Annotated in this window: 13 protein-coding genes; 6 read left to right on the top strand and 7 right to left on the bottom strand. The window is 57.0% G+C overall.

Features of this window, described 5'->3' with window-relative positions; all coding sequences use genetic code 11:
* Nucleotides 1–36: 36 nt before the first annotated feature.
* The 4 genes from kdpC to kdpF all read right to left on the bottom strand — a co-directional run bounded on the left by kdpC (nt 37) and on the right by kdpF (nt 4,755).
* Nucleotides 37–582, bottom strand: coding sequence for a potassium-transporting ATPase subunit KdpC (kdpC, locus tag ND528_RS14205; RefSeq protein ID WP_263470550.1), 546 nt, complete (start codon nt 580–582; stop codon nt 37–39).
* Between the two features lie 312 nt (nt 583–894).
* Nucleotides 895–2,952 carry a potassium-transporting ATPase subunit KdpB gene (gene kdpB, locus ND528_RS14200; RefSeq protein WP_263470549.1) on the bottom strand — a complete coding sequence of 686 codons (2,058 nt, stop codon included), beginning with the start codon at nt 2,950–2,952 and terminating at the stop codon, nt 895–897.
* Between the two features lie 10 nt (nt 2,953–2,962).
* Nucleotides 2,963–4,657, bottom strand: coding sequence for a potassium-transporting ATPase subunit KdpA (gene kdpA / locus ND528_RS14195; protein WP_263470548.1), 1,695 nt, complete (start codon nt 4,655–4,657; stop codon nt 2,963–2,965).
* Nucleotides 4,658–4,665: 8 nt separating this feature from the next.
* Nucleotides 4,666–4,755 carry a K(+)-transporting ATPase subunit F gene (gene kdpF, locus ND528_RS14190; protein ID WP_007899818.1) on the bottom strand — a complete coding sequence of 30 codons (90 nt, stop codon included), beginning with the start codon at nt 4,753–4,755 and terminating at the stop codon, nt 4,666–4,668.
* A 400-nt stretch (nt 4,756–5,155) separates the two neighbouring features.
* Here kdpF and eat point away from each other — a divergent pair, with 400 nt between their 5' ends.
* From eat to ND528_RS14175, 3 genes are all read left to right on the top strand, one after another.
* Nucleotides 5,156–6,520 carry an ethanolamine permease gene (eat, locus tag ND528_RS14185; protein WP_016770900.1) on the top strand — a complete coding sequence of 455 codons (1,365 nt, stop codon included), beginning with the start codon at nt 5,156–5,158 and terminating at the stop codon, nt 6,518–6,520.
* A 129-nt stretch (nt 6,521–6,649) separates the two neighbouring features.
* The gene (locus ND528_RS14180; protein ID WP_016770901.1) at nt 6,650–6,817 is read left to right on the top strand and encodes a DUF2897 family protein; all 168 of its coding nucleotides are present in this window, start codon (nt 6,650–6,652) and stop codon (nt 6,815–6,817) included.
* Nucleotides 6,818–6,954: 137 nt separating this feature from the next.
* Nucleotides 6,955–7,512 (top strand): TetR/AcrR family transcriptional regulator, encoded by a 558-nt coding sequence (locus tag ND528_RS14175; protein ID WP_122603621.1) that lies wholly within the window; start codon nt 6,955–6,957, stop codon nt 7,510–7,512.
* Here ND528_RS14175 and fabF read toward each other — a convergent pair.
* Both fabF and ND528_RS14165 read right to left on the bottom strand, forming a co-directional pair.
* Nucleotides 7,509–8,783 (bottom strand): beta-ketoacyl-ACP synthase II, encoded by a 1,275-nt coding sequence (fabF, locus tag ND528_RS14170; protein ID WP_263470547.1) that lies wholly within the window; start codon nt 8,781–8,783, stop codon nt 7,509–7,511. The two genes, ND528_RS14175 and fabF, sit on opposite strands and share 4 nt — an antisense overlap.
* 205 nt (nt 8,784–8,988) lie before the next feature.
* Nucleotides 8,989–9,324, bottom strand: a complete 336-nt coding sequence (locus tag ND528_RS14165) for a ComEA family DNA-binding protein (protein ID WP_137213829.1) — start codon at nt 9,322–9,324, stop codon at nt 8,989–8,991.
* A 574-nt stretch (nt 9,325–9,898) separates the two neighbouring features.
* Here ND528_RS14165 and ND528_RS14160 point away from each other — a divergent pair.
* The 3 genes from ND528_RS14160 to ND528_RS14150 are packed head-to-tail and all read left to right on the top strand — an operon-like array spanning nt 9,899 to nt 12,663.
* A complete protein-coding gene (locus ND528_RS14160) occupies nt 9,899–11,380 on the top strand; it encodes a hypothetical protein (protein ID WP_137213830.1) in 1,482 nt (493 codons plus the stop codon).
* Nucleotides 11,381–11,384: 4 nt separating this feature from the next.
* Complete coding sequence (locus ND528_RS14155) at nt 11,385–12,311, top strand: glycosyltransferase family 2 protein (RefSeq protein WP_263470546.1); 927 nt, start codon at nt 11,385–11,387, stop codon at nt 12,309–12,311.
* The gene (locus ND528_RS14150; protein WP_241669498.1) at nt 12,283–12,663 is read left to right on the top strand and encodes a GtrA family protein; all 381 of its coding nucleotides are present in this window, start codon (nt 12,283–12,285) and stop codon (nt 12,661–12,663) included. Before ND528_RS14155 ends, ND528_RS14150 begins: the two co-directional genes overlap by 29 nt.
* 136 nt (nt 12,664–12,799) lie before the next feature.
* On the opposite strand, the gene ND528_RS14145 is transcribed toward ND528_RS14150, so the two are convergent.
* The gene (locus tag ND528_RS14145; RefSeq protein WP_137214177.1) at nt 12,800–14,794 is read right to left on the bottom strand and encodes a polysaccharide biosynthesis protein; all 1,995 of its coding nucleotides are present in this window, start codon (nt 14,792–14,794) and stop codon (nt 12,800–12,802) included.
* Between the last annotated feature and the right edge of the window lie 117 nt (nt 14,795–14,911).

Below are 14,911 nucleotides of genomic sequence, written 5' to 3'. Positions count from 1 at the left end.
GGGAGCGAGCCTGCTCGCGAATGGCCGCGCCGCCGATTACAGGTTTTGCAGTGCCAGGTTCAGCTCCAGCACATTCACCACCGGCGGGCCCACCAGCGGTTGTTCGATGTGCTTATCGAGCAATTGCTGCAAGGTCGACACCGGCAGGTTGCGCGCCGCCGCGACACGCGCCAGTTGATAGGCAATTGCCGCCGGTGGCAAGTGCGGATCGAGGCCGCTGGCGGAGGTGGTCAGCAAGGCCAATGGCACCGGCCCCTGCCCAGCGACTTGTTGTTTTTGCGCGTCTTCGATCACGCGGGTCGCCAGGGCCGGATTGCTTGGCGCGAGGTTGCTGGCGCCGCTGGCGACCGTGGCAAAAGCCCCGGCGGAGGGCCGTGGGTGGAACCAGCTGTCGCCGCTGAAATCCTGGGCGATCAGCGCCGAGCCGCGGACTTTGCCGTCGGCGTCGTGGATCAGGCTGCCGTTGGCTTGGTCGGGAAAGGCGACCTGGGCAATGCCAGTGACCGCGAGTGGGTAGGCGACGCCGGTGATCAGGGTCATCAGCGCCAACAGGGTCAGGGCCGGGCGTATCATTGTGGACATTTCAAGATCCTCGAATTCGTTGGACAAACTTTTGCGCGGTGTCAGGGAGATCTTTTCCCCCTCACCCCAGCCCTCTCCCCCAAGGGGGCGAGTGGGAAAGGGAGCCGATCTTCATGCTGTTCAAGACCTGAGTTCGGCTCGGAATTTCAGGTCGGCGAGCCTCGCACAAACACCTCGGTCAGTCCGCTACGGTGATTGGCTTTCCAATCGCGCGTTCACCTCGGTATCCCAAGTCGGCGTACCTCTCGCAAACACCTCGGTCAGTCCCCTCTCCCTCTGGGAGAGGGTTAGGGTGAGGGGCTCTTTTCAGCCTTACACCAGATGCAACGCCGTAAGCAGCATGTCGATCACCTTGATCCCCACGAACGGCACGACAATCCCGCCGACGCCATAGATCAGCAGATTGCGCCGCAGCAACGCCGCCGCACTCGCCGCCTGCACCCGCACGCCGCGCAATGCCAGTGGAATCAGCACAACGATGATCAGCGCGTTGAAGACGATGGCCGAGAGAATCGCGCTCTGCGGACTGCTCAGATGCATGATGTTCAGCACGCCCAACTGCGGGTAAATCGAGGCGAACAGCGCCGGCAGAATCGCGAAGTATTTGGCGATGTCGTTGGCGATGGAAAAGGTCGTCAGCGCGCCACGGGTCACCAGCAATTCCTTGCCGATCTGCACCACGTCGAGCAGCTTGGTCGGGTCGCTGTCGAGGTCGACCATGTTCGCCGCTTCGCGTGCCGCTTGCGTGCCATCGTTCATGGCCATGCCGACGTCTGCCTGGGCCAGCGCCGGGGCGTCGTTGGCGCCGTCGCCGCACATGGCGACCAGGCGACCGTCGTTCTGCTCGTGACGGATGCGCGCGAGTTTCTTCTCCGGCGTGGCTTCGGCGAGCACATCGTCGACGCCCGCTTCAGCGGCGATCGCAGCAGCGGTCAGCGGGTTGTCGCCGGTGACCATCACCGTGCGAATTCCCAGTTTGCGCAACTCGGCAAAACGCTCGCGGATGCCTGGCTTGACCACGTCCTTGAGATGGATCGCGCCAAGCAATCTGCCGTCAGCGCAGACCAGCAACGGCGTGCCGCCGCTCTGGGCGATCTTGTCGATTTCCCGCGCCAGCGTCGGGGCCAGATCGCTACGTTGCTGACCGAGAAACGCCAGCAGCGAATCCACCGCGCCTTTGCGATACACGCGGCCCTGATAATCAACGCCGGACAAGCGGGTTTCCGCGCTGAACGGCACGGCGGTCAGGGTCTCCGGGGCCGGCTCCGGTTGTGGATGCAGGCCACGAAGGAACTCGACGATCGACTTGCCTTCAGCGGTTTCGTCGGCCAGCGAAGCGAACAGCGCGCCTTCGGCCAGCTCACGGCCGGTCACACCAGGCGCGGCATACACCGCGCTGCAACGACGGTTGCCGAAGGTGATGGTGCCGGTCTTGTCGAGCAACAGCACATGCACGTCACCCGCCGCTTCCACCGCCCGGCCGGATTTGGCGATCACGTTGAGGCGCACCAGCCGATCCATCCCGGCGATACCGATGGCCGACAGCAGTCCGCCAATGGTGGTCGGAATCAGCGTGACCAATAACGCCACGAGGAACACCAGCGGCAGGCTGCCGTTGGCGAAATGCGCGAACGGTTGCAGGGTGACGACCACCAGCAGAAAGATCAGGGTCAGGCCGATCAGCAGGATATCCAGCGCGACTTCGTTCGGGGTCTTCTGGCGTTTGGCGCCTTCGACCAGGGCGATCATGCGGTCGAGGGTCGATTCACCAGGGTTGGTGGTGATCTTCACCAGCAGCCAGTCGGAGACCAACCGCGTGTTGCCGGTGACGGCGGAGCGATCGCCGCCGGACTCACGGATCACCGGCGCCGATTCGCCAGTGATCGCCGCTTCGTTGACCGCCGCAATACCTTCGATGACTTCGCCGTCACCGGGGATCATTTCCCCGGCTTCGACTCGCACCACATCGCCCTTGCGCAGATTGGCGGCGGGGACAATCTTGAAGCTGCCATCAGCCTGACGGCAGCGGGCGCTGAGGCCTTCGCTGCCGGCCTTGAGGCTGTCGGCGCGGGCCTTGCCACGACCTTCGGCCAGGGCCTCGGCGAAGTTGGCGAACAGCACGGTGAACCACAGCCACAGAGCGATTTGCGCGGCGACGAAGGTCGGCACGTCGGCATCCGGAAGGAAGCACAGCACGGTGGTGAAAATCGCCGTCAGTTCGACCACCAGCATCACTGGCGAACGGGCCAGCTGCCGTGGGTCGAGCTTGACGAAGGCTTGCACCAGCGCCGGGCGCCACAGGGCCGAAATCGCGGTTTTGGCTTGTTCCGGCGCTTTGACGGCGGCGGGTTTGATTGCAGGCATATTCATGATGGATTCCTTAGAAGCCCATACTTAAATGTTCGGCGACAGGACCGAGCGCCAGCGTCGGCAAGAACGTCAGGCCGCCCACCAGCAAAATGGTCACGGTCAACAGGGTCACGAACAGCGGGCCGTGAGTCGGGAAGCTGTTCTGGCCGACCGGTGCGCTCTTCTTCATCGCCAGGCTACCGGCCAGTGCCAGCACCGGCAGGATGTAACCGAAACGACCGATCAACATGCCCAGGCCGAGCATCAGGTTGTGGAACGGTGTGTTCGCGCTCAGGCCACCGAATGCCGAACCGTTGTTGGCGCTGGCCGAGGTGTAGGCGTAGAGCAACTGACTGAAACCGTGCGCGCCGGGGTTGCTGATGGTTGCCGCAGCGCTGGGAACCGTGGCGGCAATCGCGCCGAGCACCAGCACGCCGACGGGCATCACCAACAAGGTTACGACCAACAATTGCACCTCACGCGCTTGAAGCTTCTTGCCGAGGTATTCCGGCGTCCGACCGATCATCAGACCGGCGAGGAACACCGCGATCAGCACGTTGAGCAACATGCCGTAGAGCCCGGCGCCGACACCGCCGAAGATCACTTCGCCGACCATCATGTTGACCAGCGCGACCATGCCGCTCAGCGGGTTGAGGCTGTCGTGCATGCCGTTGACCGAACCGTTCGACGCCGCCGTGGTAGTCACCGACCACAGCACCGTCGCGGTAGTACCGAAGCGCGCTTCCTTGCCTTCCAGCGGTGCAGTCTGTTCAACGGCAGCGTTGTTCAGGGTCGGATTCGGCTGATATTCGGCCCACAACGACGTCGCGCCGCCGATCAGGAACAACGCCAACATGCAGGCGATGATCGCCCGGCTCTGACGCAGGTCCTTGACGTAGTGGCCGAAGGTGAACACCAGCGCCACCGGGATCAGGATGATCGAAGCGACTTCGAACAGGTTGCTCCACGCGGTCGGGTTCTCGAACGGATGCGCCGAGTTGACGCCGAAGAAACCACCACCGTTGGTGCCCAGCTGCTTGATCGCAATCTGGCTGGCGGCCGGGCCGAGCGGGATCACTTGATCGACACCCTGCAGCGTCACGGCATTCACATACTGCGCGAAGATTTGCGGCACGCCCTGCCAGACCAGATACAGCGCCAGCAACAGGCACAGCGGCAGCAGGCCATAGAGGGTGGCGCGGGTCATGTCGACCCAGAAGTTGCCGAGGGTCTGCGCCGACTTACGGCCGATGCCACGGCACAGCGCGACCAATACGGCCAGGCCGGTGGCGGCGCTGACGAAGTTCTGCACGGTGAGACCGACCATCTGGCTCAGGTAGCTGAGGGTCGCTTCGCCGCTGTAGGACTGCCAGTTGGTGTTGGTCATGAAACTGACCGCGGTGTTGAATGCCTGCGTCCATTCCTGGCCCGGCAGATTTTGCGGATTCAGTGGCAGGTGATCCTGGAACAACAGGATGGCGAACAGCAGCAGGAAACCGGCAAGGTTGAACGCCAGCAGCGCCAGCGTGTACTTCTGCCAGCTCTGCTCCGCCTGCGCATCGACGCCGGCAAGGCGATAGCAACCGCGCTCGACCGGGCCGAGAATCGGCGTCAGCCAGGTGCGCTGGCCCTCCATCACCTTGTAATAGAAGCGCCCAAGGAACGGCGCCGGCAGCAGGACCAGCGCAAAAAACCCGAGGATCAGCCAATAGTCATAACTGTGCATAGCCGCTCCTAGTTCCGGTCCGCGCGCAACAGCGCAACCAACAGATAAATGAACAGCCCCACTGCCAACAGCAGTGACACCCCATCCAGAACGCTCATGGAAGATCTCCGTGTAACGGCGTATTGCCGTGTGTGCAGCGATTGTCGGGAAGGAGGCTGTAAAGGAGCGAGAGCGAGGCGCGGTGTGGGTCATAAAGAAAGCGTAAAGAGTGAGTTTATGCGGGCTTTACGGCTGAGTTTCGTGGTGTTTGGGCTGGCGCCTTCGCGAGCAGGCTGGCTCCCACAGGGGCAACGCATTGCAAAATGTGGGAGCGAGCCTGCTCGCGAAGACGGCGGCGCAGACAACATCGCACCCAACTGGCGCACAAAACCCGCACATCCAGCGCCAATCATCCCCGCTGCGACAGCTTTGAACTCATTACGACTTGTTTCAGCGTAATGGCACGCCCACTGCACACGTCCTCCCCCGAAGCTTTCCAATCCTTCAGGGAGCAAGCGCATGAACACACAACTCAAACCCACACTGGGCACGTTGCACCTGTGGGGCATTGCCGTGGGGCTGGTGATTTCCGGGGAATATTTCGGCTGGAGTTACGGCTGGGGCGTGGCCGGTACGCTGGGTTTTCTAGTGACCTCATTCATGGTCGCGACCATGTACACCTGCTTCATCTTCAGTTTCACCGAACTGACCACCGCGATTCCCCATGCCGGCGGGCCGTTTGCCTACAGCCGTCGCGCGTTTGGCGAAAAAGGCGGATTGATCGCCGGACTGGCCACACTGATCGAATTCGTTTTCGCCCCGCCGGCGATTGCTTTAGCGATTGGCGCTTACTTGAATGTGCAGTTTCCGGCGCTCGACCCGAAACACGCAGCGGTCGGCGCGTATATCGTATTCATGGGCCTGAACATTCTCGGGGTGAAACTGGCCGCGACGTTCGAGCTGATCGTCTGCGTGCTGGCGGTGGCTGAGTTGCTGGTGTTCATGGGCGTGGTCGCACCGGCGTTCAGCTTCAGCAACTTCGCCCTGAATGGCTGGGCCGGTTCCGACGTCTTCGGCGCGCCGGCGATTGCCGGGATGTTCGCGGCGATTCCCTTCGCGATCTGGTTCTTCCTCGCCATCGAAGGCGCCGCCATGGCCGCCGAAGAAGCCAAGGACCCGAAACGCACGATCCCAAAAGCCTACATCAGCGGCATCCTGACCCTGGTGCTGTTGGCCATGGGCGTGATGTTCTTCGCGGGCGGCGTCGGCGACTGGCGCACCTTATCCAACATCAACGACCCACTGCCGCAGGCGATGAAAACCGTGGTCGGTGACAACTCCGGCTGGCTGCACATGCTGGTCTGGATCGGCCTGTTCGGCCTGGTCGCCAGTTTCCACGGCATCATCCTCGGCTACTCACGACAATTCTTCGCCCTCGCCCGCGCCGGTTACCTGCCCGCCTCATTGGCAAAACTGTCACGCTTCCAGACCCCGCACCGCGCAATCATCGCTGGCGGCCTGATCGGCATCGCCGCGATCTACAGCGACGGCCTGATCAACCTCGGCGGCATGACACTCACCGCAGCGATGATCACTATGGCCGTGTTCGGTGCGATCGTGATGTACATCATGAGCATGCTCAGCCTGTTCAAACTGCGTAAATCGGAACCGAATCTGGAACGTACTTTCCGCGCGCCTTGTTATCCGCTGGTTCCGCTGATCGCGTTGGTGCTGGCGGTGGTTTGCCTGGTAGCGATGGCGTGGTTCAACACGTTGATCGGGCTGATTTTCCTCGGCTTCATGGCGGTGGGGTTCTGTTACTTCATGCTCACTGGGCAACTGCGTGCCGATGCGCCGGCGGATGCGATGTTGACCGGTCTGTAACACGGTTCGGGTGTGCCGGGCATAAGCGGCCTAGAATGGAACCACCGCGAAGTCGTTTCGCTCAAAGGTGGTATGCAGCATCGCACGGCGAAGTCCTCGCCCGTCGAGCTGCCATTAAGGAGAGCCGTTATGCCCTGGTATGCCTGGTTGATTCTGGTCGTTGCGATCGGCTCGATTGTCGGCGGATTGATGATGTTGCGCGACACCGCCAACAAGGTCGAACTGACCGATGAAGAACGCAAGCGCGTCGCACAGCGCAATGCCGAAGCGGATGCCAAGGATGCACAAGACCGCTGATACCAACCCCGCCGCAATGGCGGGGTTTGTTTTTTCAGCACAATCGGACTTACCCGCAGGCTGTTTAGATTTTAGAAGTACAGTCACCATTTAATCTTCCGTGGTTAAGATGGCAGCATCGTCGCGGAGAGCTCCACATGCGTTACTCGCCAGATCACAAAGCCCAGACCCATCAACGCATCATCAAGGAAGCTTCCGCCCGATTTCGCAAGGACGGTATCGGCGCCACCGGCTTGCAGCCTTTGATGAAAGCCCTGGGCTTGACCCATGGCGGTTTCTACTCGCACTTCAAATCCAAGGAAGAACTGGTCGAAAAAGCCCTGCAAGAGGCCGGCGAGCAAGTCGCGGGCCTGTGCGAAGAAATCTTCGCGCAGGAAAACCCTCTGCAAGTGTTCATCGACACCTACCTGTCAGAGTGGCATCAGACCTCGCCCCACGAAGGCTGCCCACTGCTGACCATTTCCTCCGAGCTGGGCCTGCGCGGCCAGCCAAGCCCTACCAGCGACGAAGTCCTCAATGCTCGCCTCGAACAAATTCAGGGCACGCTCAAAGGCGAGAACATCGGCGATCGCAGCATTGTCATCATGGCGACTCTGGCCGGTGCACTGCTGCTGTCACGCAGCGTCGCGGATGCTGACTTCGCCCAGCGCATCCTCGACGTCACTCGCGAGCATCTCAAGCAATCGAGCGATTAACCTTTCCAGCGCTTGAACAACACGCTCGCATTGACCCCGCCAAAACCGAAGCCGTTGGACAATGCATATTCGATCGCCATCGACCGCGCCTCGCCATGGACAATGTCCACCCCTTGGCTCGCTGGATCCGGGTTTTCAAAGTTGAGCGTTGGCGGCACCACCTGATCACGAATCGCCAGCAGCGTGAAAATCGCCTCCAGCCCACCGGCCGCGCCGAGCAAATGACCGGTAGCGGATTTGGTCGACGTTACGGCGATCTTGTTCTGTGTGCCAAACAACGCCTTGATCGCCGCCAACTCGCCCAGGTCACCGACCGGCGTCGAGGTTGCATGTGCGTTGAGATGCTGCACCTGCTCCGGCGTCACTCCGCCCTGAGCCAGTGCCAACTGCATGGCCCGGCGTGCACCGCTGCCGTCTTCTGGCCCGGCGGTCAGGTGGTAGGCATCGGCGGTGGTGCCGTAGCCAACCAGTTCGGCCAACGGTTTCGCACCGCGTGCCAAGGCATGCTCCAGTGATTCGATGACCAACAGACCGGCGCCCTCGCCCATTACGAAGCCATCGCGCCCGCTATCGAAAGGACGTGAGGCTTTCTCAGGAGTGTCGTTGTAACCGCTGGACAGCGCCCGCGCGGCGGCGAAACCGGCGAGACTAACGCGATCGATCGAAGCTTCAGCACCGCCACATACTGCGATGTCCGCCTCCCCCGCCCTGATCAACCGTGCTGCATCGCCGATCGCCTGAACGCCAGCGGCACATGCGGTAACCGGTGCGCCCAACGGCCCTTTGAGACCATGCTGGATCGACACATGACCGGCCGCGAGATTGACCAGAAACGATGGAATGGTGAACGGCGACAACCGCCGAGGGCCACGGCTGTCGGTGGTACGCACCGCATCGGCAATCGCACCGAAACCGCCCACTCCCGAGCCGATGATCGTCGCAGTGCGCTCTTGGCTTTCAGCGTCCGCTGGATGCCAGCCGGCCTGCTCCAGCGCCTGCCGCGCCGCTTCCATGGCGAACATGATGAAGCGATCCATCTTCTTCTGTTCCTTGGGCGGCGTCGCACGATCCGGATCAAATCCGGCCTCGGCATCCTCCTCCGCCGTCGGCACACTGCCGCCGACCCGGGTCGGCAGATCAGCCACAACCGCATCTGGCAGGTTGCGCAACCCGGAACGACCGGCCAGCAAACGCTGCCAGACGATTTCAACATCACTGCCCAAGGGTGAAACCAGGCCCATGCCCGTGACGACGACTCGACGTTGGTTCATACCGTGGTTACCCCTTATCAATTCAAAATTCGACGTGCATCGGTGTGCTGCGATTCGGCTGCTGAATCAGTCCCGAACGAAATTATTATAGGCATAATCAAAGCACAATATGATACCCGTAATTTTCAGCGTTCAGGCATCCACCCGATCAGCACCCAATAAAAAGGCCGGTCAATGACCGGCCTCTCGGCGTTGAACTGTCAGCTTAGTTCACTTCCAGCTTTTCACGATTGCGATCCAGAATCGCCTTGCCAATCCCCTTCACTTCGAGCAACTCATCCACCGACGCAAACGGCCCGTTTGTATCCCGATACGCAACAATCGCCTGTGCCTTCGCCTCCCCCACACCCGCCAACTCCTTCTGCAACGTCGCCGCATCCGCGCCGTTGAGATCGACCTTGGCGGTCTGCGATGGCGTCGCTGCATCCATGAGTAAAGGCGTCTTGGTGGCCTCCGACGGCGCTACAGGGGCGGCAATCGCAGCGATCGAGGCGCTGGTGAGGAAGGCAAAGATCAGCGAGTAAAAATAACCGGTACGCATAAGTGACGCTCCTTGAGATAAGTCAGAAAGCAGCTTTCCTGAGCTGCTCCCTCAAACCTAGGCGATGTGAAGGTACTGTCAAAAATGTGTCTGTTGCAGGATGTGAATTTTTCGATCAGAACTGATCTGTCAGCCGGGCTATTGAGGGATAGCGTGCAGAGATTTGAAAAAGAGTCATTTACGCTTCCCGCCGCTCGGGGGATTTCAAAATCTTGACCGGTTCCTAGCGAACTTTGTGCATCACAGATGAACTACTTCAATGCGACGGGTCGAGCCGACTCGTGTCCATGCGGAGGATTCCGGCGACGCCTTGTGCAAGTTCACCAGATTGGCTGGTACTTATCAGGCGATCTGAAAGTAGCGCTAAAGCACCCTCGCTTGATTAGCCTGCGTGCTATCTGATAATGTCGCCAGTTCAAGAAATACTTTGAGCTGCGAATAAATTCGTAGGCGGGTCTATAGCTCGGGATACTCGGGCAGTCGCGAACTACCCAATGAGCACACTCCCCCACCATGGGTGGATAAACTTCGTCATCGCAGCCTCAAGGCTGTGCAACACAAGAAAAACATCGAAATGAATAAGCTACTAGATATTAACCGCCACACGCTGATGGGTTGTGTGGGGGTGCTTTTCATGGTGCTCTGGTTCTCTTTTAGTTTCAATCATGGGGAAAGAATTCAGCACAACAATGGACTGGGCTGGGATGGTGCAGCCTATGCCGACTGGGCGCAGCGCGACTCAATGGAGGTGCTCAGCAGCCGCAAGGTGTCTGAATATTATATCGGACGCTTGCTGCCCTCCATTATTGTCCATAACACGTCAAAATTATTTGGCTACGACATCAGCTCCACCCCTCGAGTAATACATGCCTTTTACTTACTGAATGTCAGCTTGCTTATCGTTGCAGCTGGACTGCTTATTTTGATCGGCCGACACTATCAATGGCGCACGCCCATTTATTTTCTGGGTTTTAGCGCGTTATTTTTCAATTATCCAGTATTAACCAACCTGTCCTATAATCCAACTTTGACGGACATGTCCGGATACGTTTTAGGCTTGGGGATTTTTTATGCTTACATTAAAAACCGCTTCGCGCTTTTAGTTGTACTCAGCTTTCTCTGCTGTTTTGTATGGCCCACCATGCTTTATGGAGCGTTGCCGATGATTATGCTGGGGCGGGCTCGCATCGCCAAACGCCCCCCCTCGCTGCATAGCCATATACTCGCTTTACTGGTTGGCGTTTCTCTACTTGTACTCGCAGCCTACCTCTATGCTAACGGCCTGCGGCAATCGGACGGCACCACGACTTTCAAAGCTGAGATCCTTCCACTTAGTGTGATTCTGTTTCTCACCTACATCTATCTGGCCTTGAGGCCGATGGTTGACGTGCCATCGTATTTGCAGGCATGCAGGCACATCAAGGTAATTCCCGTCATTGTGGGCATTCTGATGTACGTGTTTGTCAAAGTGATCGTCACGCACTTTTCCGACCAGACACCCGGTCCACTCACGATTACCAGTTACCTCGGCCTGTTTACTCAGGCATCCTTATCCAATCCGCTGATAAATGTTGTCGCACACACTATGCACTATGGCCCTTTTTATATGATCGCCATATTGCTCTGGCCACGGATTGCTGCGCAGGCAAAAGAGGAAGGCCTGGGTCTCTGTGTGTTCCTTGGATTGTTCGCATTTTTATCGATAGGCTCCGAATCACGTCAGTTCCTGAACGCCTGGCCCGCGCTTGCGATGCTGACATGTCAGACGCTGAACAAGTTGGGCGACGAACATAAGATCGACTGGTGGTTTACCTATATTATCGCCGGTATGGGACTCATCCTTTCCAGGTTCTGGCTGAGTATCAATGTCGGCCCTTGGACGGGTAACTTCCAGGCGTTTCCTGATCAAATGCTCTACATGTATTCTGGCCCCTGGATCTCTCACCAGATGTACGGCGTTTTTCTCGCAGTAACGCTCCTTTGCTTCATGACTTTACTGACATTACTACGCCAACCAACGGGCTCAGCCCTGTGCACACTGAAACAGGACGCATGAACCGATGAAAACACTGTCTATCGTAGTACCCGTCTATTTCAATGAAGGCTCGCTGCCAGATCTATTCAACAAGCTCCTATATATTGAGGTCTTGCTAAAGCAACAAGACATGTTACTGGAATTGATATTTATCGATGATGGCTCTCAAGATAACTCCCTAATGTTGCTTAAGCAGTTTTTAATTGCACGCCCCGGTACGAAAGTCATCAAACTGAGCCGCAATTTCGGCGCCATCAGCGCAGTTAAAACCGGCCTTAACTATATAACCGGGGATTGTTTTCTGTTTTTAGCTGCGGACCTTCAAGATCCGCCTGAATTGATTCCAGAGATGATAAACCGCTGGAAAAACGGCACTAAATACATCATTTGCGAACGTACTGATCGACAAGACCCACTTGGGTCAAAGATTTTTTCGGCTATTTACTACAAGCTCTTGCGCAAATTTGTCATGGCCAGTTATCCGAAAAACGGTTTCGATCTGGCACTCATGGATGCGCAACTACTTCCTTACCTCAAGGATAGCGGCAAGCATATTAACTTCCCGCTCTTTCCCTATTGGCTGGGATTCACTCCGGAAAAGATACCTTACGTACGCGTCGCTCGCGAACACGGAAAGTCCAGATGGACGTTCGGTAAAAAATGGAAGCTTCTCATTGACTCCATCTTCTCTTTCTCCTTTGCTCCAGTAAGGCTCATTTCCGCAATAGGCTTGATCGTGTCGCTTGGTAGCTTTGCATACGGCACGGTAGTCGTGCTCAGCGCCTTGTTCGGCAAGGTCGACGTACCGGGCTTCGCAACCCTCGCTACACTCGTATCCTTCCTGCTGGGTCTGATCATCGTAATGCTCGGCGTGATGAGCGAATACATCTGGAGGATTTTCGATGAGGTCAACAGACACCCTCATGCAGTTATTGAAGAAGAAATTCTTTAACGTAGAGTTTATTAAATTTCTGATCGTCGGCTCGATCAATACTGGAGCCGGGTATATCTTCTATCTGGCGTTCATTCAGGTGATGGCATATACCTACGCGTATTCTCTCTCCTATGCGTTGAGCGTAGTCGTTTCATATGTGTTGAATGCTCGTATCGTTTTTAACGAACCGCTCTCGTTGAAAAAATTGCTCGCGTTTCCACTCGTGTATATCGTCCAGTACATAACTGGATTGTGTCTGGTATACATCGCTGTCGAAAAGCTCTCCGCCCCCCCTGTGCTGGCACCGCTCCTCGTTGTTATCGTGACTCTTCCCTTAACCTTCCTGATCGCACGACTGATTGTGAAATAGTGCCAAATTCAGTTTTCAGTAAAAAGCAAAAGGGGCCGGTAATCACCGGCCCCAAGTGCGAAGGTTTGTAGCTGACTTCGAAACGCTTATGCCAATCACTCCAGTGATGCGCCCAAGCCTGAAATTATGGATACGATCAAGGTTCGAGGCGACGCTGCTGATAAATCCAGTCGACTATTTCACCATCCGGGGTATAGCCACTTACAGTCTCGCGCAGCAGTTGGCGAACACGCGAATAGTCATCTTGTTCAACTGCTGACAGTAGATCCACCAAGCGAACCTTCAGCACATCCCAAGCAAGGTGATCCTCATCGGCGGTCATGATCATTGGGTGTGGAGTTACCGAAACATTTTCTCCGATCAGCAACTCTTCGTAGAGCTTCTCACCTGGACGCAAACCGGTGAACTCTATGGAGATATCACCGTGCGGATTTTTGTCCGAGCGGATGCTTAGCCCCGACAGATGGATCATCTTTTCCGCAAGCTCGACAATTCTCACCGGCTCGCCCATATCCAAAACAAATACGTCGCCTCCCTGCCCCATTGACCCGGCCTGTATCACCAGCTGAGCCGCTTCAGGGATGGTCATGAAGTAGCGAGTGATCCTGGGATGAGTAACAGTGAGCGGCCCCCCCGACTTGATCTGACTATGGAAGAGCGGAATTACCGAACCGGATGATCCCAAGACATTACCGAAACGAACCATAGTGAAGCGTGTTTTATTAACACGGGAAACATTGATCTTATCGCCAAACAAAACAGGCGCTATCTCGCGACTGAGCGCTTGAAGTATCAACTCGGCGAGTCGCTTGGTGCTCCCCATTACATTCGTCGGCCGCACAGCTTTGTCGGTGGATATCAAGACGAAGTTGGCGACTCCTGACTGCAACGCCGCTTGTGCAGTATTCAGGGTTCCTATCACATTATTCAACACGCCTTCAGCTATGTTGTGCTCAACCATTGGCACATGCTTGTAGGCTGCAGCGTGGTAGACCGTGTCAACCGACCAGGTACTCATTACGTCAAGCAGTTTTTCTTTATGACGGATAGACCCAAGGATCGGCAGTAACTGCACTGGTGATGACTCGCGATTACTGCGATGCTCGAGTTCAGACAGGATGCTATAGAGATTGAATTCACTGTGTTCGAATAGTAGCAGCGTAGTGGGACCAAGCGCGAAGATCTGTCGGCACAGTTCGGACCCGATCGAACCGCCAGCCCCTGTAACCATGACAGTCTTGCCACGAATACAGCGCTCCAACAGCTCCGGTTGAGCCGGCACAGAATCGCGCCCCAATAAGTCAGCGATGTCCACTTCGCGGATATCCTCGACTTTTACCCGACCGCTCGCCAAATCAGTAAAGTTGGGAACGCTGCGTACATGCAGGGGAAAACCTTCGAGGAGATTGAGAATTTCCCGCCGTCGCGCGCGGGTGGAGGAAGGCAAGGCAAGAAGTATCTCCTGAGCACCGGTAACATCAATCATCTGCTGAATACGTTTCGGCTTATAGACCTGCAAACCGGAAATCGAACGATCAGCAATGCTGGGATCATCGTCGATGAATGCAACCGGTCGCATGACTCGACCCATGCGCAATGCCGCGACCAGCTGGTTGCCTGCAACTCCAGCTCCGTAAATGGCAACCTTGGTCAAGCCGTCATCACGATTTGTAAACGGAACGTGTTGAGCAGCGGTGAACCAGTCACCCATGAAATATTGGCGCATAAACAAACGCAGACCACCAATGATGACCAGGCTGAGCCACCAGTAGTTGAAAATCACCGACCTTGGGACTACTGACTCATGATTGCTGTACCAGTAAACAATCAACGCCAAGATAAGCGAGGAAAGGCTGACCGCCTTGATGATCGCGATCAGTGCGTCATTGCCGAAATAACGCATGACCGCTCGGTACATGCCAAATCGTATAAAAAGGGGAATCGCAACCAAAGGTGCGCAGATAAACAGCCAGATATGGACTTTCAGCGGATTGATCATTTCATCAATCCCTAAACGCACCATAAACGCCATCCATAAGGCCACCCAAACAAGAATCACGTCCGTGAACACTTGGATCGACCGCTTCTGCCGACGCGGGAGCCCTAGCAAAAATTTTCTCAGCCTGACCACATAGCCTTGCTCCAAAGCGCCCTACTCCCTTGTTTGAACTCATTTGAGCCCATTGTACGTAGGTAGGCATCGTCCTAACAGGAAAAAACGATATAACTAATACCTGCGAACAGGCAT

Origin of the sequence: Pseudomonas mercuritolerans (assembly GCF_025706525.1) — a bacterium.
GTDB lineage: Bacteria > Pseudomonadota > Gammaproteobacteria > Pseudomonadales > Pseudomonadaceae > Aquipseudomonas > Aquipseudomonas mercuritolerans.
Note: the sequence above shows the minus strand (reverse complement) of the source record. Positions and strands in the feature narration are given on the sequence as shown.

Coding starts and splice junctions, on each gene's coding strand:
- kdpC (WP_263470550.1), bottom strand. CDS start 582: ATGTCCACAATGATACGCCCGGCCCTGACCCTGTTGGCGCTGATGACC.
- kdpB (WP_263470549.1), bottom strand. CDS start 2,952: ATGAATATGCCTGCAATCAAACCCGCCGCCGTCAAAGCGCCGGAACAA.
- kdpA (WP_263470548.1), bottom strand. CDS start 4,657: ATGCACAGTTATGACTATTGGCTGATCCTCGGGTTTTTTGCGCTGGTC.
- kdpF (WP_007899818.1), bottom strand. CDS start 4,755: ATGAGCGTTCTGGATGGGGTGTCACTGCTGTTGGCAGTGGGGCTGTTC.
- eat (WP_016770900.1), top strand. CDS start 5,156: ATGAACACACAACTCAAACCCACACTGGGCACGTTGCACCTGTGGGGC.
- ND528_RS14180 (WP_016770901.1), top strand. CDS start 6,650: ATGCCCTGGTATGCCTGGTTGATTCTGGTCGTTGCGATCGGCTCGATT.
- ND528_RS14175 (WP_122603621.1), top strand. CDS start 6,955: ATGCGTTACTCGCCAGATCACAAAGCCCAGACCCATCAACGCATCATC.
- fabF (WP_263470547.1), bottom strand. CDS start 8,783: ATGAACCAACGTCGAGTCGTCGTCACGGGCATGGGCCTGGTTTCACCC.
- ND528_RS14165 (WP_137213829.1), bottom strand. CDS start 9,324: ATGCGTACCGGTTATTTTTACTCGCTGATCTTTGCCTTCCTCACCAGC.
- ND528_RS14160 (WP_137213830.1), top strand. CDS start 9,899: ATGAATAAGCTACTAGATATTAACCGCCACACGCTGATGGGTTGTGTG.
- ND528_RS14155 (WP_263470546.1), top strand. CDS start 11,385: ATGAAAACACTGTCTATCGTAGTACCCGTCTATTTCAATGAAGGCTCG.
- ND528_RS14150 (WP_241669498.1), top strand. CDS start 12,283: ATGCAGTTATTGAAGAAGAAATTCTTTAACGTAGAGTTTATTAAATTT.